A 20,773-nucleotide genomic window follows, 5' to 3' on the forward strand; every position below is an offset into this window, starting at 1 on the left:
AAGGCAATCTAGTTGGTTTACGAATCATTTGCCTTCAAATCTTGACCAGAATTTTTTACGGGCAGTGCCTTCCTTGTCCATATCTCCTTTATTACGGTTGTGCTCGTACACAACGATATCTGTACGCCTTGACGGGTGAGATGTTACTCGTGAGCAATTCGCACGAGCAATTTGCCGAAGTTCTTCCCCTCCAGCATTCCAATGAATGCTTCGGGCGCCTTATCCAACCCATCGACAATATCTTCTCGATATTTGATGCGCCCTGCGGCCAGCCATGAGCTCATCTGCTGATAAAACTCATCATAACGATGGCCATAATCGTCGGAAATGATGAACCCCTGCATCTTGATCCTTTTGGTGAGAAACGTCTGCATCAGAAGACCGAGGCGATCAGGTCCCTGTGGCAATTCAGTGTCGTTGTAGTGGGCGATCAGCCCGCACAGGGGAACTCGCGCCGATGCATTCAACAGGGGCAAAACGGCATCGAACACGGCACCTCCGACGCTCTCGAAGTACACGTCGATCCCTTTCGGGCAGGCAACTTTCAATTGATTGGCAAAATCTGCACTGTGGCGGTCTATACAGTCATCGAACCCCAGTTCTTTGACAACATAGCGGCACTTGTCGGGGCCGCCGGCGATGCCGACCACGCGGCAACCTTTGAGCAACCAGGCAATCTGCCCCGCTACCGAGCCGACCGCACCACAGGCTGCAGGGACAACCACAGTATCCCCAGCTTTGGGGTGGCCGATATCGAGCAGGCCCATGTAGGCGGTAAAGCCGGGCATGCCGAGGATTCCGAGGTGCAGCGAGGGGTGCGGCATTGAACTGTCGATTTTGGTGAGATTTCGCCCGTCGGAGAGCTCATAGTCCTGCCAGCCACTGTAGCCGAGGACAACTTCTCCAGGCTGGTAGTCCGGATGTTGGGAGGCTTCAACACGTGAGACCGTACCGCCGACCATCACCTCGTCGATTGCCATCGGCGCTCTATAGGACGGGACATCGTTCATGAGGGTCCGTATGTACGGGTCGAGCGAAAGATACAGGGTGCGCAGCAGCATCTGCCCGGTTGCAGGAACCGGAACGGCACATTCTTCCAGACGGAAATCCTCAGCCATCGGGGCTCCAAACGGGCGGGAGTTAAGCACGATGCGACGATTTACGGCTCTATTCCGGGGCATTTAATCCCACCTCGCTTCGGGTCTGTTTTACCCTTACGCATAACCATCTTTTTTCTCCCAAACACCCTCTCCATCAAACATTCCGCTGGCTTTGAATTTTTCTGCCACCTTTCTGAAGTGGAAGCCGTATATGGCATAGGTGATGGCTAACGGGAAAAGCCGTGGTTTCCTGACGAGTGACCAGAAGAAGAGTTTCCAGAAGTGAATCCGTTCCCTGCCGATAACCCCCAGAAACAGGATCGATTTGAAAAGCGCTCCGATATATCCTCTCTGGAGGTGAAACTTTCCAAGATGCTGGGGGCGGTATTCTTTGAACAGCCTGATAACCCGCTGGTAATAATTTTTAGGTGCATAGATAGAGTCGAGAATGCTCCGGTAACCGCCGATGAGGTCGTTTACCTCCATCCGCGGGATGAAGTTTAGGTTGCTGTCCATGTTGTTGCCGGTGTCATCCCCCAGGAGCCTCCCCTCCAATGACATACGCTCGTGGAGCTTGGTACCGCGTATGGCAGATAATATGCCAACCATTGCCGTAACGATACCGCTCTCCTGGATAAAACGTATCTGACGTTCGAAGATCGACGGGGGATCACTGTCGAAGCCGACGATAAACCCCCCATGAACCTGCAGCCCTGCCTGCTGGATGCTCTTCACTGATGCCAGCAGGTCGCGATTCTTGTTCTGCACCTTGCCGCTTTCGGCGTGGCTCTCCTCGTAAGGGGTCTCGATGCCGATAAAGACCTCTTCAAAACCTGCCTTTACCATCAGTTCCATGAGACGGGGATCATCGGCCAGGTCAATTGATGCCTCGGTGTAAAAGTAGAAGGGGTGCTTCCTCTGCTCCATCCAGTCGATAATGGCCGGCAGGACTTCCCGCTTGAGTTTCCCCTTGTCACCGATGAAATTGTCATCGACAAAAAATACTGCCCCGCGCCACCCCCTGGAATAAAGGCTGTCCAACTCAGCAATCAACTGCACAAGGGGCTTACTCCTTGGCTTTCGGCCAAACAGTGCGGTAATATCACAAAACTCGCAGTCAAAAGGGCACCCCCGGCAGTACTGGATATTCATGGCAGCATAATTCCTGACATCAATCAGCTCCCAGAGCGGAATGGGAGTACTCCTCAGGTCCGCCCAGCGGTCGTCAGTATAGAGGTGCCGGGCCGTACCGTGGCAAAGGTCTGTCAGGAAGGGTGGGAGGGTGAGTTCCGCCTCGCCGAGCACCAGGTGGTCCACGTCGGGGAAATCATCGTGGCAGGCGGTGAACAAGGGGCCGCCGGCAACGGTTTTCACTCCATGCTGTCGGCAACGGGCGATCACCTGTTGAGTAGATTTCAGTTGGATGGTCATGGCACTGATGAAAACATAATCCGCCCATTTCAGGTCTGCGTCGTCCAGAGGCCGGACGTTCATGTCAACCAACCTCATTTCCCATTCACCGGGGAGCATGGCAGCCACTGTCAGCAGACCAAGCGGCGGGAAGCTTGCCTTTCTGTCGATGAATTTCAAGGCGTGCCGAAAGCTCCAGAAGGTGTCGGGATAGTGGGGATAAACAAGAAGTATCTTCATCTGAATACTCCTGAACGCGGTTACTTTGATGAGGTGGGATGATTTCTACGGAGTGAGCAACTTGCAGGCCAAATAGAATTTTAGCTGTATCTATCTGATATTAGTGGGTAAATGTGGGTGTGTCCGTGAAGGGGGGAGGTAAAGCCGTTATCGGAATCCGTCATGTATAACATAACCGTCAAATATGACGGATCGTTTTGCCATACATCCGGACTTTGTGTGGCTTATTGGCGCTGGATGCCGTATTTCCGCATGCGGGCGCGCAGGGTGCTGGGGTTGAGCCCAAGGAGCAGTGCCGCTCCCTTCTTTCCTTCGATGCGCCAGCCGGTTTTCTGGAGCACTTGAAGAATGTGGTCGTGCTCCATCTGGACTAGTTGCTTGACGTCCTGATCTGCTACCATATCACCGTTACTAAACGTGTGGAACCGGTCCAGGATCTGGAGTACGGTTCCCTGGCTGGTTATTACCGCACGTTCGATGACGCTTTCCAGTTCCCGCACGTTGCCGGGCCAATGATAATTCTGCATGACGTTCATGGTGTCCTTGGGGACGGTGCTGATCTTCTTGCCGATCTTCTTGTTGAATTTGGCGACAAAATGATTGACGAGCAGCGGGATGTCGTCCGTGCGCTGCCGAAGCGGCGGGATCATGATCGGAAAGACATTGATCCTGTAGAACAGGTCTTCCCTGAATCTGCCTTTCTTTACCTCCTCATCCAGGGTTTTATTGCTTGCTGCAATGATCCGGACATCCACCTTGATGGTACGCGGGTTGCCCAGACGCTCGAACTCGCCATCCTGAATGACGCGGAGCAGCTTTGATTGCAGATCCAGAGGCATCTCACCTATTTCGTCGAGAAATATCGTGCCGCCATCGGCCAGTTCGAAGCGGCCGATCTGCCGGGCATCGGCACCGGTGAACGCGCCCCGTTCCCTGCCGAATAGTTCGCTTTCGATGAGGTTTGCTGGGAGTGCCGTGCAGTTGACCGTAATCATTGGCCGGTTTTTGCGAACGCTGCGCGCGTGGATGGCCCGCGCTATCACCCCTTTGCCCACACCGGTTTCGCCAAGGAGAAGCACTGTCGCATCCAAGGGGGCGACCTGCTCAACCCGTAAGAACACGTTCGAAATGGCTTTGCTATGGCCAATTATCTCGCCCAAATTGTACTCCTCGGCAACCTCCTTCTGAAGGTAGATGTTCTCGGCCTGCAGCCGGTCCTTTAGTTTTTTGATTTCTGCGTACGCTTTCTGGAGCGACTCTTCGCCTCGCCTCCGTTCGGCTACTTCCTCCGTAAGCTGCAGATTGGCTCTGGTCAGCTCACCGGCGCGTTCTGACACGAGCGACTCAAGATTGTCCCTGGTCTGGCGGAGTTCCTCGTTCTGCATCTCCAGTTCTATCTGGTGGACATCAAGCTCATGGACCAACCGCTGCCGTTCATGTTCAGTCCAGAGCGGCCGGTCTTTCGGTGCTAACGTCTTCAGGCGGTCATTGGCCCGGCGGCGGAGTGCGGAGTCCTCTTTGTCTTTCGTGCTGCTCATTGCTCCCCTCCAGCCTCAAACAGAGCTTTCAGCTTTGCGTTCTCCTCGCGAAGTTCCGCTTCCAGCGCCTTGGCTGCGGTGATGTCGGCAAAGGTGATCACCACTCCGCCGATGACGTCTTCCATGGTACGGTATGGCATGATGCGCACCGTAAACCAGCGGCCATCGGTGGCAGCGATCTGTTTTTCGGAATAAACCAGTGTGCGCAGTACCTTTCGGGTATCTTCCATCATCCCGGGGTAACTCAGATCGTTGGTGATATCGGAAAGCGGACGCCCCACGTCACCCGGGATCAGTTTGAAAATCTTATCCGCGCCGGTGGTGAAACGTCGGACATTGAGTTCGTTGTCCAGGAATATGGTGACAATTTCGGTGCTGTTGAGGAGGTTCCGCATATCATCGTTTATGCGGGAAAGTTCGTTCATTTTCGATTGCTGCTCCGCGTTCACCGTCTGCAGTTCTTCGTTCATCGACTGCATCTCTTCCCGGGAGGTGGTCAACTCCTCGTTGGTCGACTGCAGCTCTTCGTTGGTTGACTGCAACTCTTCGTTGGTGGATTTGAGCTCTTCCTGCGAGGATTGCATCTCTTCACGGGTAGTATGCAGTGTTTCTCGAAGTTGCTGGATCTCCAGCTCAAGTTCGGAGACCCGTGCATTGTCGGACTGCGATGTAGCGGAACGGGCTGATGACCCCTTTTTCAGGGGTTTTGCCACGTCGTTAAAGATGATCATCACCATCCCGTGCAGCGCCTCCGGCTCTTCGATCGGTCGAACCGTGACATCAACGGTCTGAGTGCCTACGTTGGTCTCGACCTTGAGCCCTTTGGTCACGGTCGTTTCTTTGTTTCGGACCGCCTTCTGGAAAGCGCTCCCCAGTTCAAAACGGAGCCCCTCGCGGGCCATGGCGAAGATATTCCAGTTGGCCTTACCTGCCGCAGGTTCAAGGTATTTGCCGGTGCGCCCGCTGATGTAGAGGATATCCCCCTTGTCATTGACCAGCACGGCAGGGGGGGAAAAGTGCTGCAGGAGCAGCTGGTCAGCGAGGAGCTGGAGATTTGCTGCTGGTTTCGCCATTGATAACTCCTTGGGAATACCCGGCAGAGCGGGAGCAAATGAGGACGGAAATGATATCGGTTCAACCGGCAGCATGGATTCGCGCTTCCGGAACAGTCTCGCCTTGATATTGATCGGGGTGAACTGATCGCTGAAGCTGCTCACAGATTCGGCGCTCCCCAGAAACATCGCACCACCGGGCTTTAGGCTGTAGTGAAAGAGCGGCAGGAGCTTTTTCTGCAGATCGGGAGTCAGATAGATCAGCAGATTGCGGCAGACGAGGATGTCCAGCTTGGTAAAGGGAGGATCCATGATGACGTTTTGGGTGGCAAAGGTGACCATCTCTCTGATCTCTTTGCCGATCCGGTAACCGTTATCTTCTTTGGTGAAAAACCGGCTAAGGCGTTCGCTAGAGACATCGGCGGCAATATTCACCGGATAGATACCCTGGCGTGCCTTGTCGATGGCATCCCGGTCCAGGTCGGTGGCAAAGATCTGCAGGGTGAAATTCTCGGCGGGTTTGACCTGCTCAACCGCTTCCTTGAAGGCAATTGCCAGTGAATACGGCTCTTCACCGGTTGAGCACCCTGCCGACCAGGCCCGCAGCTGAGCGCCGGCTGGGCGGTCATTCAGGAGCGCCGGGATCACCTCGCGCTGCAGAAGTTCCCAGGCCGACGGGTCACGGAAAAAGCTGGTTACGCCGATCAGCAACTCCTTGAACAGGAGTTCGACTTCCTGTGGGTTCTCCTGCAGATAGCGGACGTAGCCGGCAATCCTGTCTATCTGGTGAATCCCCATCCGCCGCTCGATCCGGCGATAGAGGGTGTTTTTCTTGTACATGGAGAAGTCGTGGCCGGTCTTGGACCGGAGCAGGATAAGGACTTTCTCCAGGGAGCTCTGATCCTTCTCTTCAAGGAGGAGGTCGGACTTGGAGATGGTGAGAGCGTGCCGGAGATAGTCGATGATCTTGCCGGGCAGCTCCTCCACCGGAGCCACCAGGTCGGCCAGACCTGCATCAATGGCGCTTCTGGGCATGCTGTCGAACTTGGCCGAGGCAGGATCCTGTGCCAGCGCCAACCCCCCATTTTCCTTGATGGCCCGCAGCCCCATCGTGCCGTCCGACCCCATGCCGGAGAGGATGACGCCGATGCTCGCCTCATGCCGGTCCTCGGCAAGGGAGCGGAGGAAATAATCTATCGGCAGGCGCAGGCCACGGGCCGCCTTCGGCTCGAACAGGTGCAACACACCGTGCAGGATTGACATATCCTTATTGGGGGGGATGACGTAGACGCTATCCGGTTTGACCTTCATCCGGTCCCTGACCTGGAATACCTCCATATTGGTGGAGCGCTGCAGCAGTTCAGCCAGTATCCCTTTGTGAGTAGGGTCAAGGTGCTGGATGATGACAAAGCTCATGCCACTCCTGTGTGGCACATGAGCCAGGAACTGCTCCAACGCCTCCAATCCTCCGGCAGAAGCGCCGATGCCTACAATGGGGAAGAGGGCGCTCTCAGTTCTTGCCAGAGGCTCTATGGTGGAGGAGTTATCTCTTTCTCTTCCGGGGCTTTCCGATTTTTTGCGTATTTTCATGGGAAAAGTATAGCACGAATTAACAATTATAGATAAATCATCCCTCAATATATTGAGGCTTCTGTCATATGCTGAGGCCAAATGATTTGTTTCACGCCATCCCAATCCTCTCACCAGGCCTAATGCCCTGTTATCGTGGTGAATTCAACCTTTTGATTTTTAATAGGTTATTGGCTGGCTATTTGCTCTTGGTTGATATAGTCAGACCATCAAGCAAGGTGAGGGAGAGATATGGCAAAAACATATACCTTCACGGTTAAGCATTACCCGGTAAACGATCTGTTGGGCCTTGACCTTGAGGCTCACCTGGATCAGATGGGTAAAGCAGGTTGGGAACTGGTATCTACCCAGCAGCTCATCAACGAGCACAGCGCCACTACCCCACAGATCATTTTCTTCTGGGGCAAAGACGAGGAAAGCTGATCCGAGAAACGAGATGAAGGCATGTCTATACTGATCGATCCGGATAAAAGTTGCCTGTTGCAAGCAGCGCCGAGACTGTTGCAAATCCTGCGGGTACTCGTCCGGCACAAGTTTCTCGGCGCGTTGCGCGGCAAGAATCATTGGCCGCCACCTAAAGAAGTCCGGGAAACCTTCGAGGAGCTGGGGCTGACCTTTCTTAAATTCGGCCAGGTGCTCGCATTGCGGCGCGACCTGCTGCCGGATGCCTATATCGATGAACTAGAGCAACTGCACGACCAGCTCCCGGCATTGGGCATTGAAGCAGTGCGTGTGACGATCGAAGCCGAACTGGGCGAGCCGATGGCGGCAGTCTTTGCCTCATTCAGCGAAACACCGTTGGCTGCTGCCACCATCGCCCAAGTACATGAGGCGACTCTGCACGACGGTCGTCATGTGGCTGTGAAAGTGCAGCGACCCGGACTTGAAGCGATGATTGCCACCGATGTCGCAGCCTTGACCTATCTGGTATCACTGGTTGAAAAGCTCTTTCCGCGTCTGATAGCACTTGACCTCCCGGTGCTGGTGAGAGAATTTGCCAACAGCCTGAACCGGGAAACCGATTTCAGCCTCGAAGCACGCTCCATTATGCTCTTTCGCACTGCCCTGGCTGATATCCCAGACCTCTGGATTCCGGATGTCATAGCAAATTATTCGACCGGAAACATCCTCACCATGGAATTTTCGACCGGCGAACGGGTGGATTGTTACGCCAGGGAGCACCCGGAAGAGATGCCGCGCCTGATCAAGACCCTGGTACGGTTGACCCTGCAAACGATCTTCGAGGAAGGTCTGTTTCACGCCGACCCGCACCCCGGCAATGTATTGGTCCTTCCCGATGGTAAGCTCTCGCTACTCGATTTCGGCATGACCGGTGAACTTGACGAGCCGATGCGCAACTCGCTGACACTGTTGCTTGAAGCGGTCGTTAAAAGAGATGCGCGGGGTGCCACCGAGGCGTACCTCGAAATGGCGCCGCAGGGGAGCGAAAAGGTCAACCGGGCGGCGCTCATGGTGGACATAAAATCAGTGCTTCATGAAATTCACCGGAACGACCTGGCGGATGTTTCGATCGGAGATGCCTTCGATTCACTGCTGCGAGCCGGGAGCCGACACGGAGTCCACAACCCCGGCGAGTTTTTCCTGCTGACGCGTACCTTTGTCATCCTGGAATCGATGATTCGGGAACTCGACCCTGACCATGACTACCTGGCTTCGTTTCGTGATGAGATTTCGCGGCTGACCGCACAGCACTTTTCTCTGGATCGCATCAAGGAAAAGACCGGCACGCTGGCGCGTGAAATGGAGCGCTTGCTGACCGATGCCCCCGGCGACACACGCCGTCTGCTGCGACGTGTTGCCGAAGGGAACCTGGGCCGCTTACAGGCTCCGGCGGTGGAAGCACTGGGAGGCCGCATCAGTCGCAACCTCGAACGGCTCACCGGTGCTATCATCTCGGCGGCGCTCATGGTTGCCGGCGGATTGATGGTTACGGCTCCCAATGATGCCGGGTGGCATCATGATGGTGGCCAGGTAATGATTATCGCCGGGATTATCTGGGCGATCATCATTGCCGTAAAAACATGGCGCCGCGACCGGGGCCGACGCTGATGGCAACCGTGCTCTTTCCCCTCATCCGGCACGGAAAACCAATTATTGAGGTTCAGCATGGGTAGCGACACAAATACGAGCAAGGTACATAACGCCGCGAAACTCCGCTTCCAAGCCGAAGAGCAGTTGCGCAAGAAACCACTTGACGGTGATCCTCCCCGGACCGACGAAGCGATTCTGCGGCTTGTCCATGAGCTTGAGGTCCATCAGATCGAACTGGAGATTCAGAACGAGGAACTCCGCAAAGCAAGAGACACCGTAGAAAAGATGCTGAAGAAATATACTGATCTGTATGATTTTGCCCCGGTCGGCTACGCCACCCTTGACCGCAAAGGGACAATCCTCGATTCGAACATAACCTGTGCAACCCTGCTTGGGGTAGATCGCTCGCGTTTGATTCACCGCCCGTTCAAAGAGTTCGTCACTGCAGATTTTCGCGAGGCATTAACTGCCTTCATCAAAAAGATCTTTGCCAGTGACACAAAAGATGTCTGCGAAGTGTCATTCCAGAACAAGAATAATCTTCATCTGGTGGTTCAGATCGAAGCTGTGGCCAGCTCATCGGGCCAGGAGTGCCGCCTTGCCCTTATTGACATAACCGGTCGCAGGGAGGCCGAGAATGCCCTGCGGGAGAGTGAAGAACGGATGTACAAGCTGGCTGGAATGGCTATTGACGCCATAATCATGATGGATGACCAGGGTACGGTAACATTCTGCAATAACGCGGCAGAACGCATGTTCGGCTGCAGTGCCGAGGAGATCAAGGGTCAAGAATTTCATCGGCGCTTCATGCCTGAACAGCTCCGTGGCAGCGAAAAGCAAGGTTTTGAGCGTTTCAGAGAACAGGGCACGGGACCGTTAATCGGCAAGACAACAGAGGTTGTGGCACTCCGTAAAGATGGGACGGAATTTTCTCTGGAACTTTCCATTTCTGCCCTTAAATTACAGGGAAGATGGCATGCCATCGGGATCATGAGAGATGTCACCGAGCGTAAAGAAGCAGAGGTATCGCTGCGCCATGAAAGTACGCACGACAGGTTGACCGGCCTTTATAACCGGGCGTTTTTCGATGAAGAACTGGAACGGTTTGCCCATGGCAGGAAGTTTCCCCTGAGTATCGTGATTGCAGATGTCAACGGCTTGAAGGCAGTCAATGATTCTCAAGGGCATGGTGCTGGTGACCATCTGATCCGGCTGGCGGCACGGATTATTCTGCATGCCTTCAGGAGTGAGGACATTGTCGCCCGTATCGGCGGTGACGAGTTTGCCATTCTGCTCCCGGAAACGGACGAAAGGGTAGCAGAGGAAGCGGTCATGAGGATCAAGAGTTCCCCGGAAATCATCAATGGCCAGGTAAGCATCGCCTTCGGCACAGCTTCCGCAGAAAACAAAGATCAGATTGCCCAGGCTTTACAGCTTGGTGATGAGCGGATGTATCGGGATAAATCGGAGCAGAAGGATTTGTAAGGACCTGTAAATAATTTTGTGTAAATGGGTTTTCGGTTAAAGAGCAGGCATCCTGTTTTCAAAGATAATGGTGAACTGGTTTAAGGCCGATTTCCAGTCTCGGATCGGCATGGTCCATTTCTTGGCGATGTTCTTCAAGGCCAAGTAGAGCAGCTTCAGCATTGCCTCGTCACTGGGAAAGGAACCCCGGTTCTTGGTGACCTTGCGCAGTGACATGTTCAAGGATTCGATGGCGTTGGTCGTGTAGATCGCCTTGCGAATCTCTGGCGGATAGGAAAACAGGGGAATAATCCTCTCCCAATTCCGGCGCCAAGACTTTCCGATAGTCGGATGGGTGGAGTTCCATTTCGCCTCGAATTGCTCCAGATTCGCTTCGGCTTGTTGAACCGTCGGCGCCTGGTAAATCTGCTTCAGATCGTCGGCAACTTCCTTGCGCTGCTTCCAGGAAACGTAGTTCAGGCTGTGGCGCACCATGTGGACGATGCAAAGCTGAACCTGGGTGTTGGGGAATACGGCCTCTATGGCTTCAGGAAAGCCTTTCAGGCCATCCACGCAGGCGATAAAGATGTCACGCACGCCCCGGTTCTTCAGTTCCGTTACCACCTGGAGCCAGAACTTCGCCCCTTCTGTTTCGGCGGTCCACATGCCGAGGACTTCTTTGACGCCGTCAAAGGTGACGGCTATGGCCAGATAGACGGCTTTGTTGATGACCCGGCCATCGTGCCGGACCTTGACCCGTACGGCATCGAGGTAGACAATCGGGTAAACCTCGTCCAGTGGCCGGTTCTGCCACAGGGTTACTTCTTCCGTGACTGCCTGGGTTACCTGGGAGACCAAGGTGGGGGAAACTTCGACCCCATAGATCTCTTCCAGATGGGCCTGGATGTCACGGGTGGTCATCCCCCTGGCGTACATGGAAATGATCTTCTCGTCAAAGCCGGTAAATCGGCTCTCTCCCTTGGGGACGATGATCGGTTCGAATGATGAATTCCGGTCTCGTGGAACGGTGACGTCGAGGTTGCCGAATTCACCTTTGACGTTCTTCTGGTAATTGCCGTTGCGGGAGTTGCCGCTTTTCTTGCCGGCGGGAGCGTGCTTCTCGTAGCAAAGGCGGGGTGTGGGGTCGGACCAAGCTAACAACCTGAAGCTGCAGTAGATTTGGCCCAAAAGAACACATTCTCAGCGCTTAGAGCCTCACTTTTGCCGGTAAAACCGGCAGTGTAAGACTCCCGCTCCTCCTTCAGGGGGCTGGGGATGCTTATGAGGGGGCAGGGACATTCCCGTAGCGGCTCTCCATGCTGAAGCCGGAGAGCCGCTTGAGATCATAACTGATTTGAGGCGGGTTATTTGGTGACGATCATAACGAGTTCAATCGTTGAATTAATTGAAGTGCTGGACGGCTAGCAGAACATTTTTGGAATGAGTCGGATGGGCATGGACCGTTTTCCCTATCTGCTCCAGGGTCAGACGGTTTTCGACCGCCACTGCCATCTCGTGGATCATTTCTGTTGCCCCTTCTCCGATGATGATTGCCCCGGCGATTTGAGAGGTATCCTCCTCGATAAACAATTTCACGAAGGCCGGCGCGACTTTGTCCACCACGGCGCGGCCATTGGGGGCCTGTGGCATGGTGAAGGCCTTAATGCCGGCCCTGGCTTCATGTGTTCCTACTGCCGCCACTTCGGGGTGACAGAACACAACTCGCGGCACAGCACGATGGTCGAGGGGGTGGCGAGTGCCCTGAATAAGATTCTGGGCAAGCAGGTACCCTTCTTTTTCTGCCGCATGGGCCAGGGGCATGCCACCGATCACGTCGCCCAGCGCGTAGATGTGGGGAACGGTGGTCTGCATCATCTCGTTAACCTTGACAGCTCCCTGTTCGGTCGCTACTCCGGCAGCGTCAAGGTTCAGCCCGGCAATGTTCGCTGTGCGGCCGATGCCGACCAGTACCTTGTTAAAGACGTGAAACGGGTCGGACCAAACCAACCCATCGACATCTCGACAATTACACCTCATTTTCGGAGGATTTTTACTCTTAGATGCGCATTTTAAGGGTCATAATTGAGCACGTAACATGGCCATCATGGTGGAACTGGAGGGGCTGTCTTTCAAGCTGATCGGAGCGGGGTATATCGTTGCCCACGGATTTGTGCAATTCAAGGTATCGTCGTCATTTCTCAACAAAGCGTACTGCTCGGACATGACGGACCATGATGAGGATGCGCCGTTGGAGTGGTAGTCCCTTGTCACGAGAAAGACCGCCAGCAGGCTGATCGTGTCGGGCTCGACGAAACGGGCCGCGGTGCAGTTCGCCAGTGCCCTGGCGGACAACGGGGCTCAGTAGCGCGTGAATGGCCGGGCAGGCGAGGAAGGTGAACGCCGAAGCCTGCAAATCCGCCCCCTGCCTCACCCTCCGGAGGACGAAATGCCGAACAAGCCCAGAAAACCCTGGCTTGCAGGTGTGCTGACCCTGGTCACCAGAGGGCTGGGCCATCTGTATGCGGGCTATCCCGCAAGAGGCCTGATCCTGTTCGGAATAGAGCAATTCCTTGTGTTCGCGTTTGCCGTTGCGGCCAGCATCTATACGCCGGACCGCTATCTGCTGGTCCTGCTCGTCATCATCGGCCTCGCGTTCAATGTTTTGTGCATTGTGGACGCGGTTGATATGGCGAAAACACGCAAAGATCATTATGAGACGGCCAGGTACAACCGATGGTTTGTCTATGCCGGCTATGTGCTGGTTCTTTCGGCGGGCGTGTCCACCGTGCTGTCGGGAGCGATCAGGTCTTACCTGATAAAGGCGTATCACATCCCGGCCGCGTCCATGGAGGATACCCTGCTGATCGGCGATCACATTCTCGTGGACCAGCGTACGGCGGCACGGGAGCCGAAGCGGGGCGACCTCGTGGTGTTCGCGTATCCGGAAGATCCCTCGAAAGAGTTCGTGAAGCGCGTAGTGGCCGTTGGGGGGGACACCGTCGAGATCAGGGGCAAGGTTCTTCTCGTGAACGGCTCCTCCGTGCCCGAGCCGTACGTTGTGCACAATGAACCGACCATGATTCCCGCGACCGAGAACCCGAGAGACAACCTCGCTCCCGTGATTGTGCCGGCGGGATCGTATTTCACAATGGGCGACAATCGCGACCGGAGCTACGACAGCCGTTTCTGGGGCTTCGTGCCCAGTGAGAACGTGAAAGGGACCGTGAGGAGCATTTATTGGTCCTGGGATCGTACGGCACGTGCCGTGCGCTGGGACAGGATCGGCATGAAAGTCCTGTAGCGCGGGGCGCTGCGAAGGCCCGCAACTCCGGCCCGATGCACTCACCCCACCGGGAAGCGCCGGCAGCGCGTCATATCACGCCAATTGGGCCAGATACAAGGGGCTCGACAGACTTCCTTCCGGGACAAAACTTTTACGAACCCGGCATCCCGGCAGTGTTGCCCTGTCCCTCCCTTGTGGGCGTCCAGAACGAAGCCCGGCACGCCGTGGAGCAGTGGAGTGTTGTCCACGCACAGCAAGCGGCTATCCCTTAATGATACGGCACCAGCTTGATGCCCGCGTCATCTGCGCTGACTATTCCCCCGACTATGTTGGTCACGGCTGAAAACCCTCTCTGAACGAGGAATTTGCTGACTTGGAGCGACCGATTGCCCGACCTGCATACAATGGCAATCTTGTCGTTGGGTTTAACGCGTTTTTTCAATTTAGCCAGAAAGGCTTCCGCATCGTATTGCCTGTCCTCATTGAAAAATGTCAGACAGAGAGAGCCTTTGATAATCCCGGTTTCCCGCCACTCTTTTTCGGTGCGAATGTCTATTACGCGAACTCCCGAATTCAAGAGCACCGGCGTCAGGATGGACTGATGGACATTGATCGCAGCCACAGCCACTGTAACCATCAGCATGATAACGGTAACCATGAGCATGGCAACCCTTGCTTTCATGAAACACCTCTCTTGTTAATCCGTTTACCGTGAAGCGGGCAGCCATTGGTAAACAAGTTGTGACAACGTGCCGAGCCAGCCGCTGAATAAAAGTATGCCAACGATCATCAGGAGAACTCCGGTGAGAATCTCCATGAGCCTGACATGCATGCGAAATCGCCTGAAAAAGCCCATAAAGCCGTGCAACAGCACCCCCGAGATCACAAAGGGGATGCCCAGGCCCGCCGCATAGGCGGCAAGAAGAAACACGCTTCGCGATGCGGAGTCCGCCGTACCGGCCGCCATGGCAAGTATGGCCCCCAGGATGGGGCCGATGCAGGGTGTCCACCCGGCTGCAAAGGCCAGCCCAACAAGGAACGTACCCGCCAGCCCGCTCGGTTTGTTGCGGATCTGGACACGTTTGTCCCCCAGCAATGCTCCGAAGTGGAACACGCCGCTCATGTGAACGCCAAACAGGAAAATCAGAATTCCCCCGGCCCGTTGTAGCCAGATCATCCCGTCATGCATAAGCGACTGGAAGGTGGAAGAAGCGATGCCGGCAAGAGCTCCCAGGCTGATGAAGACAACGGAAAAACCGAGGACAAACGTCACGGAGTGGACCAGAACGATCAGGCGGACCCTGTTGCCGGGATGGGCATCCTGCAACTGGCCGAAGGAAAGCCCGGTGATGTAGGTAATGTATGAGGGGACCAACGGCAGCACGCAGGGGGAGAAAAAGGAGAGAAAACCTGCGGAGAACGCAATCCAGAAGGTGATGTCGGAACCAATGTTCATTTACTCACCCCCGGACCAGGGCTTGCAGATAGCGAATGACGGTAGGGTCATCCCAGGCTATCGCCCCCTTCACCCGATCCTTGACAATCCCGTTGCGGTCAATGACGAAGGTGTCCGGCAAGTTCCTGACCCCATACCGTAGCTGTGCCTGCTCAAGGGGATCGCTGAGAATCTCGAACGCAACAGGCGCCGTACGATACCTGTCGGGGAATTTCTTTTCGACATTGACCGCCAGGACGACCACCTCACCCCGGGGAAACAGCTTGGCCAGCCGATCCATGGAGGGCATTTCCTCGCGGCAGTAGGGGCACCATGAGGCCCAGAAGTTCAACAGTACGACCTTGCCGCGGTACTGCCTCAGTGTTCTGGACTCGCCCCTGACAGTTACAAGGTTGAGATCCGGGGCAGGGGAACCGACCACAGCCACACCGGCAACCGCTTTATTCGCTGCTGGTTTCGGCGCCGGATTCGACGCGGCCATGGCATGCGGGGCCAAGGCCAGCAGGCAGGCGCAGAGATAAGGTATCAATCGCAACATCGTAATACTCCTCAGGGCCACAGTTGGCTGTGCCGGCAGTCCAGCCGGAACCGGCAGGGATCTTCCCGGGCCGGTTGAGCTGGGAAGCAGACAGGCTGTCTGCCCACAAGCTTTTGTAATGTGAATCGGGTCGGACCAAGCCAAGTTGCCGATATTTCGACAATATCGCCTCAGTTTGGGCGGTTTTTTACCCGTGGAAGCGCATTTTCAGGGCCATTCTTGAGCACTTAACATGGAATTCAGGCTCGTTAGCTTGATCAGACCCTCAGGAGGCCGCAGGCAAGATTGCATAAATAGGGTGGGGAAAATGGATCGATAGTGGGTCCCTTTCGGCAGGGACCCCCTAATCGCCTTTAGAACACCTTTGCCAGTTTGATCTCGAAACGAAAACCATCAGAAGGGGCAGGGCTCTTATAATCGCGGTAGACGGGAAGGGTGACCAGTGCGCCCAGTGTTGTCCCGGTTGCCTTGTGTTTGAAGACTCCCTTGGGACCTGCATACCATTCCCACCTGGCATCGTTCTGGTTCCGGTCAAACCTTTTGCTTTCGCCATCCCACCCCAAATGTGACTCCACGCCCATGTCGAAGGTGTTGTTGAATGCGTAGGCCCAGCCGGTAAGGCAACGGAACATGTCAGGTTTCCGGTAATCGTGCTCTCCTTCGGTGAAGGTGTAGTAGTACAACTCCTGATCGAAGCGATTCGAGCCCAGGAAGTAAGTCAGGCCAACGCCGCCCCCTCCGCCCCAGGCCTGATTGCCGGTGTAGTCATTGTTGTTATTTCCTCCGTCAGCCGTCGGCAGTACAACGCCGAGATCGAAGGCAAGGCTGAAGGGGGCATTGTCGGCCTGGTTCATGACCACCTTGTGCAGGGCGACGGCGGTATCGCCAAGCCAGCCGAAATGGTCGGTATTGTTGGTGCTGCGCACCTCTTTTTTGATGTCGTAGATCGGGGTGGCGGTGCGGATGTCCAGTCCCGGCGCAATGCCGTAGCGGAACTTGACCACTCCGACGTTCTTGGTCAGCTTGACGTTATCGTGAAGTTCGTCGCCGTGCAGGCGCACGCCGTCGGTTTCAGCATACGTGTAATTGAGCAGCGCGGCGAATTTGCCGGCGGGGAAACCCTCGCCGGCAGGCCCCCAGGCTGAACCGACTCCGCCGAACGCCTTGGGAGCCGGCGTTACCGCCTCGTCAGCCCCCACTGCGGGGCCGATCGAGAGCATGGAGAACAGCACGCAGGCTGGCAAGGTGTAAAACAGCTTCTTCATGTTGTTGCCTCCGGTCTGCACACCCCTGTTCCAGGGGTGTCGACTGAATGTTGGTGACTGCAGCCTGCTGGGGCAGACGTCCCGGGCGGGGAGCTGGGCTTCCCACCCGGGGTCCGGTTGATCCTCCTACTTGACAAAAGCCTTTTCTACACTGAACGGCATGGCCTGATAGCCGGTCGTATCTTTGAGCTGGATTTCAACCGCCGGCTCGGTTGAGCCATAATTGAATTCCATGATGTAGGGGTTGGGGTCGGTCTTGAATGCGCCCGTAGCCAGGTCGAAATCAGCGCCGGCCGTTGCCGAGTAGACAAACACGGAGTCCTTGTCTTTTTGGTATTCGGTCAGCGAGGTTACCGGGCTGTACCAGCTGTTGCCGCGCTCTTTGCCGAACTCCCAGACCTGCTCGACGGTCATCTTCTTCTGGTCGATCTTGTAAATGACGGCGCGGGAATACTTCATGCTCGGCAGGGCCGGCTGCTCCATGCCGCGGCTGTCGCCGTTGTCAAAGACGCTCAGATAGAGGATGTCGCCCTTGGATTTGCTGTCGATCTTGAACGCGGTATGTTGCGTCCAGGTCCAGTCGAAACCACCCTCTTCATTCTCGTAACCGGGGCACTTCGAACCAGCGCTGACACATTCGATTTTGTTGCCCTTGGAGTCGACCGGGGTCAGGAGTTTGTCCTGGTATTCCTTCTTCCACCCTTCGGGGCTGCCCAGGATCCACTTGACCTGCTTGTCCCGACCGATCTTGATGGCGGCCGACTGGTGGCGGGAGCTGATGATGATCGAATCGTCTTCGGCGTCATGATCGACGCTGTTCACGTGGGCCCAGTTTCGGCCAGGACTGACACCGACAATGTCGCCGAATTTGTCGTTCTGGTCCTGCTTGGCCAGCTCTTCGGCGCTCATGGTATGACCGGCCTTGCTGGCGTCGATGTTCAGGCACACGGCCCCCTGATCCAACACCTTCATGTTGATGTCCCTATAGGGGTCGAGGATGTCGAAGAGGCGCCATTCATCCTGAACAAGACCGCTGCTGGGTTCAATTTCGATGATCACGTCGCGCACGGTCCGGACATTTTTGCCATCAGGTCGTTTGAGGTTGGAACTGGCCACCCGCAGGAAGTAGTTGCCGTTGGGTGAATTGTCCATGGAGTGGGAGAAATCGTTGTAACCGGCAGGAAGCTCGCGATTGAAGATTTCTTTCCCCATGATGTCGTACTTCACGTAGCGCTGGCCGTATCCCCAGCTCATGGCGCCGTCGTTGTTCTGCTTGAAGCCCATCATGACACCGGCGCTATAGATCGACTTCAGGTCATAGATGGAGTTGGCGTTCATGTACCAGCGGACTTCGCCCTTGGTGTCGACGATGAAATTCTGCGGATAGTAGTTCCACTCCAGAGCGCCGCCTGTCGGGTTGTTCCAGACCGCCCTGGTGCCTTTGCCTGCCTTGTGCAGGAAGTTGTTGACGAAATAGAGCCGGTCGCTGAACTTCTTGTCGACCTTCTTGACTTCAGCCGAGGAAAACAGGGCCGCCTTTTGCGTTTTGGTGGCATTCGGCTCTGAATACACGGGTGGGGCATAGAGTATGTAGTTTTCCTTGGCCTGCTCCCATTTCCCGTTGAACAGCTTGGCGTATTCGACCTCGACCGTATTGACGTAGTCCGGATACAGGCCGAAGACCGGGATGCCGCCGTGGGTCAGAAGATGCTTGTTGGCGACCTTGTATTTGATTTCCTGCCCGTCTTTCTTGGGGACGATCCGCACGGTGACGTCCTTGATGACGTATCCGCCGTTTTTGATGATGGCGGTCAATGGGGCGATGTCATAGGGGTTCATGATGACTTCGCCGAGTTTCCCTTGAACCTGGTAGTCGATGTTCGCCCCGCTGGCCCCGCCGATGGCCAAGGCCATGGTCGGGACTGCAGCTCCGAGCATGGCGGAGCACAACACGATCCGCGCTACTCTTCCGGTTTTCATCAGTGCTGCTTTTGAACTCTTCATACTGTTCTCCTTTTGATGTTGTCGGCGGCCACATGCCGCTCCTCTCGACCAAGGCCATTTTCCCGGGGCCATTTATGCCTTCCCATTGCACGCTTGACGGTCAGTCAGCGCTGCAGATTGGCGTTTGGAGCGGACAAGGGTGATGATCCAGCAGGCTGCCGCCACGACGAGGAAGAGCAGGCATACTCCGAAAGTAATCACGGTGCACTGGGCCATGTTCATGAAGTGCGCGGGAGGCCAGAGGTACCACCCTTCGGAATAGAAGTCGGTGATGGCCTTCTGCAGGTTGCTCAACTGGACGCCGTCGGGGATGATGGGGTTGTCGTAGCCGCAGTCGCCTGTCGGCTTGAACCATTCCGGAGACCACTTGTCCAGCGGCAGGTGGAACGGGAAGGTGGGTTCGGGGGAGCACCCCTGCACGCCGAAGATGTCATCGCTGTGGGCGGCACGGTGGATCTTGTCGAGCTTGATGCTGTAACCGACCCCCTTGATGCTCCCCCACAGGGCGAACACGTAGCCGACGATCTTGAGGCCGATGTTCGAGGGCTTGATGGCTGCGACGATGCCGCCGAAGGCCATGGCAAAGAAGGCCAGCCTGATGTAGACGCACTGTTCACAGGGCCTCATGTAGAGCCAGATCTGGAAGACCGAGTGGGCCAGTATGACCATGAACAGGCTCATGGCTGCCATGAGGACCCAGGGGAACCGGTTGTCCTGCCACCCGGATATGGTCCTTACCGGGTCAGACTTGAAACGGGTAATCATGTCTGTGAGTTTCACGACACGTCTCCTTATTTGTTCTTCAGCTCATTGATAAGCTGCAGCATACCGTCGACAGAGGTGATGCTCTTTGTCATGATGAGGTACTTGCCGTTGACCACAAAACCGGGAACTCCCTGGATCTTGGCCACGTCATAGGAAGCGTCCCACTCCTTCAGCAGCGCCTTTACCTTGGGGTCGTTCTTTGCCTTGTCGAATTCGGCCCGGCTCATGCCGACGGCGTCGAGACCGGTCTTCAGATAGGCGTCGGGGCCTGCATCCCAGCGCTCCTTCTTGTCGTGGTAGGCGGTGTAGTAGGCCATCTTGGCCTTTTTCAGGAGAGACTTGTCGCCGTACAGATCACGGTCGGAGAGTCCGGCCTTCTGGTCCTTGAGCAGCAGCACGGCAAATAGCTCGCTCCCCTGGACACCGTACTTGCCCTTGGTTTTGAGGTGGAATGGCCGGAATTTCAGATCGGCCGGCAGTTTGGGGACCAGTTTAGGGGTTACGGCCTTGTCGTACTTGTAGCAGAAGGGACAGTCGTAGCTGAACACCTTGATCAGCGTCCCCTGGGCGTTCGGGATCGGTTTTGCCAGCTTGACATAGTCGGTGCCTTCGGAGAAGGCGAAGCTGGTGCCGGCGAGAAGAGCCACTAGCGCGAAACTCTTGGCGATCGATTTGATAATGTTGAATGACATGATCGTTCTCCTTGTTAGTGATGGATATGGTTGGTTCTCAGGTCCTTGCCTCGCGTGACGTGTCGTGTTGGGATCTTCCATGCCCCTCCTTTCTCGCCGATTGCTCGGCTGGTGAAAGTGCCGCTTTTTACTGGATAATTGGAATGAACCTGAATAGCGTTTTTCTTTTTTTGGACCTGTTAAAAAATAATTTGGTTCATCCCTGACGTATAATTTTGTTTTTAGTTTATTTAATAAAACCAAAAATGTTTTGTCAAGATGTTTTTTATGTTTTTTTTATCCACCAACAACAGGTGTTCCCGCACACCGGTTCTGCCGGAGCGT

General features: G+C 55.5%; 17 protein-coding genes and 1 pseudogene. 5 read left to right on the forward strand and 13 right to left on the reverse strand.

Annotated features, from left to right (window positions below; translation table 11 throughout):
- Positions 1-143: 143 nt before the first annotated feature.
- The 4 genes from AABA48_RS01765 to AABA48_RS01780 form a co-directional block, all read right to left on the reverse strand.
- Positions 144-1,118, reverse strand: coding sequence for an NADP-dependent oxidoreductase (locus tag AABA48_RS01765; RefSeq protein WP_338270880.1), 975 nt, complete (start codon positions 1,116-1,118; stop codon positions 144-146).
- 96 nt (positions 1,119-1,214) lie between these two features.
- Positions 1,215-2,750, reverse strand: coding sequence for a B12-binding domain-containing radical SAM protein (locus AABA48_RS01770; RefSeq protein WP_286351832.1), 1,536 nt, complete (start codon positions 2,748-2,750; stop codon positions 1,215-1,217).
- Positions 2,751-2,974: 224 nt separating this feature from the next.
- Positions 2,975-4,288, reverse strand: a complete 1,314-nt coding sequence (locus AABA48_RS01775) for a sigma 54-interacting transcriptional regulator (RefSeq protein WP_286351833.1) — start codon at positions 4,286-4,288, stop codon at positions 2,975-2,977.
- Positions 4,285-6,930, reverse strand: coding sequence for a chemotaxis protein CheB (locus AABA48_RS01780; protein ID WP_286351834.1), 2,646 nt, complete (start codon positions 6,928-6,930; stop codon positions 4,285-4,287). Before AABA48_RS01780 ends, AABA48_RS01775 begins: the two co-directional genes overlap by 4 nt.
- Before the next feature lie 231 nt (positions 6,931-7,161).
- On the opposite strand from AABA48_RS01780, the gene AABA48_RS01785 reads away from it, so the two are divergent.
- Genes AABA48_RS01785 through AABA48_RS01795 form a run of 3 tightly spaced genes read left to right on the forward strand, consistent with a single transcriptional unit; the run spans position 7,162 to position 10,467 of the window.
- Positions 7,162-7,353 (forward strand): hypothetical protein, encoded by a 192-nt coding sequence (locus AABA48_RS01785; protein WP_286351835.1) that lies wholly within the window; start codon positions 7,162-7,164, stop codon positions 7,351-7,353.
- Between the two features lie 21 nt (positions 7,354-7,374).
- Entirely contained in the window at positions 7,375-9,000 is a 1,626-nt protein-coding gene (locus tag AABA48_RS01790; protein WP_286351836.1) for an ABC1 kinase family protein, read from the forward strand.
- A gap of 57 nt (positions 9,001-9,057) precedes the next feature.
- Positions 9,058-10,467 carry a sensor domain-containing diguanylate cyclase gene (locus AABA48_RS01795; RefSeq protein ID WP_286351837.1) on the forward strand — a complete coding sequence of 470 codons (1,410 nt, stop codon included), beginning with the start codon at positions 9,058-9,060 and terminating at the stop codon, positions 10,465-10,467.
- 36 nt (positions 10,468-10,503) lie between these two features.
- On the opposite strand, the pseudogene AABA48_RS01800 reads toward AABA48_RS01795, so the two are convergent.
- Together AABA48_RS01800 and AABA48_RS01805 are read right to left on the reverse strand one after the other, a co-directional pair.
- Positions 10,504-11,586, reverse strand: a pseudogene (locus AABA48_RS01800) (IS256 family transposase); the annotation flags it as partial.
- Positions 11,587-11,847: 261 nt separating this feature from the next.
- Positions 11,848-12,453 (reverse strand): FAD-dependent oxidoreductase, encoded by a 606-nt coding sequence (locus AABA48_RS01805; RefSeq protein WP_286351838.1) that lies wholly within the window; start codon positions 12,451-12,453, stop codon positions 11,848-11,850.
- Positions 12,454-12,541: 88 nt separating this feature from the next.
- On the opposite strand from AABA48_RS01805, the gene AABA48_RS01810 reads away from it, so the two are divergent.
- On the forward strand, positions 12,542-12,706 hold the full coding sequence (locus AABA48_RS01810) for a hypothetical protein (RefSeq protein WP_286351839.1): 165 nt from the start codon (positions 12,542-12,544) through the stop codon (positions 12,704-12,706).
- Between the two features lie 186 nt (positions 12,707-12,892).
- The gene (gene lepB, locus AABA48_RS01815; RefSeq protein WP_286351840.1) at positions 12,893-13,747 is read left to right on the forward strand and encodes a signal peptidase I; all 855 of its coding nucleotides are present in this window, start codon (positions 12,893-12,895) and stop codon (positions 13,745-13,747) included.
- Positions 13,748-13,997: 250 nt separating this feature from the next.
- Here the strand turns inward: lepB and AABA48_RS01820 are convergent, their stop codons facing one another.
- The 7 genes from AABA48_RS01820 to AABA48_RS01850 form a co-directional block, all read right to left on the reverse strand.
- Positions 13,998-14,411 carry a rhodanese-like domain-containing protein gene (locus AABA48_RS01820; RefSeq protein WP_286351841.1) on the reverse strand — a complete coding sequence of 138 codons (414 nt, stop codon included), beginning with the start codon at positions 14,409-14,411 and terminating at the stop codon, positions 13,998-14,000.
- Between the two features lie 24 nt (positions 14,412-14,435).
- The gene (locus tag AABA48_RS01825; RefSeq protein WP_286351842.1) at positions 14,436-15,185 is read right to left on the reverse strand and encodes a cytochrome c biogenesis CcdA family protein; all 750 of its coding nucleotides are present in this window, start codon (positions 15,183-15,185) and stop codon (positions 14,436-14,438) included.
- Positions 15,186-15,189: 4 nt separating this feature from the next.
- On the reverse strand, positions 15,190-15,723 hold the full coding sequence (locus AABA48_RS01830; protein ID WP_286351843.1) for a peroxiredoxin family protein: 534 nt from the start codon (positions 15,721-15,723) through the stop codon (positions 15,190-15,192).
- Between the two features lie 353 nt (positions 15,724-16,076).
- Complete coding sequence (locus AABA48_RS01835) at positions 16,077-16,988, reverse strand: transporter (protein WP_286351844.1); 912 nt, start codon at positions 16,986-16,988, stop codon at positions 16,077-16,079.
- Between the two features lie 126 nt (positions 16,989-17,114).
- Complete coding sequence (locus AABA48_RS01840; RefSeq protein WP_286351845.1) at positions 17,115-18,992, reverse strand: aryl-sulfate sulfotransferase; 1,878 nt, start codon at positions 18,990-18,992, stop codon at positions 17,115-17,117.
- 72 nt (positions 18,993-19,064) lie between these two features.
- Positions 19,065-19,772, reverse strand: coding sequence for a protein-disulfide oxidoreductase DsbI (gene dsbI / locus AABA48_RS01845; protein WP_286351846.1), 708 nt, complete (start codon positions 19,770-19,772; stop codon positions 19,065-19,067).
- An 11-nt stretch (positions 19,773-19,783) separates the two neighbouring features.
- A complete protein-coding gene (locus AABA48_RS01850) occupies positions 19,784-20,449 on the reverse strand; it encodes a thiol:disulfide interchange protein DsbA/DsbL (protein ID WP_286351847.1) in 666 nt (221 codons plus the stop codon).
- Positions 20,450-20,773 lie beyond the last annotated feature (324 nt).

It is taken from the genome of Geobacter sp. 60473 (assembly GCF_036323535.1).
GTDB lineage: Bacteria > Desulfobacterota > Desulfuromonadia > Geobacterales > Geobacteraceae > Geobacter > Geobacter sulfurreducens.

Bases quoted from the DNA above. Each gene is read 5' to 3' on its own strand.
- AABA48_RS01835 (WP_286351844.1), bottom strand. From the start codon at position 16,988: ATGAAGAAGCTGTTTTACACCTTGCCAGCCTGCGTGCTGTTCTCCATG.
- AABA48_RS01785 (WP_286351835.1), top strand. From the start codon at position 7,162: ATGGCAAAAACATATACCTTCACGGTTAAGCATTACCCGGTAAACGAT.
- AABA48_RS01810 (WP_286351839.1), top strand. From the start codon at position 12,542: ATGGCCATCATGGTGGAACTGGAGGGGCTGTCTTTCAAGCTGATCGGA.
- AABA48_RS01780 (WP_286351834.1), bottom strand. From the start codon at position 6,930: ATGAAAATACGCAAAAAATCGGAAAGCCCCGGAAGAGAAAGAGATAAC.
- lepB (WP_286351840.1), top strand. From the start codon at position 12,893: ATGCCGAACAAGCCCAGAAAACCCTGGCTTGCAGGTGTGCTGACCCTG.
- AABA48_RS01840 (WP_286351845.1), bottom strand. From the start codon at position 18,992: ATGAAGAGTTCAAAAGCAGCACTGATGAAAACCGGAAGAGTAGCGCGG.
- AABA48_RS01850 (WP_286351847.1), bottom strand. From the start codon at position 20,449: ATGTCATTCAACATTATCAAATCGATCGCCAAGAGTTTCGCGCTAGTG.
- AABA48_RS01790 (WP_286351836.1), top strand. From the start codon at position 7,375: ATGTCTATACTGATCGATCCGGATAAAAGTTGCCTGTTGCAAGCAGCG.
- AABA48_RS01775 (WP_286351833.1), bottom strand. From the start codon at position 4,288: ATGAGCAGCACGAAAGACAAAGAGGACTCCGCACTCCGCCGCCGGGCC.
- AABA48_RS01795 (WP_286351837.1), top strand. From the start codon at position 9,058: ATGGGTAGCGACACAAATACGAGCAAGGTACATAACGCCGCGAAACTC.
- AABA48_RS01765 (WP_338270880.1), bottom strand. From the start codon at position 1,118: ATGGCTGAGGATTTCCGTCTGGAAGAATGTGCCGTTCCGGTTCCTGCA.
- AABA48_RS01825 (WP_286351842.1), bottom strand. From the start codon at position 15,185: ATGAACATTGGTTCCGACATCACCTTCTGGATTGCGTTCTCCGCAGGT.
- AABA48_RS01830 (WP_286351843.1), bottom strand. From the start codon at position 15,723: ATGTTGCGATTGATACCTTATCTCTGCGCCTGCCTGCTGGCCTTGGCC.
- AABA48_RS01820 (WP_286351841.1), bottom strand. From the start codon at position 14,411: ATGAAAGCAAGGGTTGCCATGCTCATGGTTACCGTTATCATGCTGATG.
- AABA48_RS01770 (WP_286351832.1), bottom strand. From the start codon at position 2,750: ATGAAGATACTTCTTGTTTATCCCCACTATCCCGACACCTTCTGGAGC.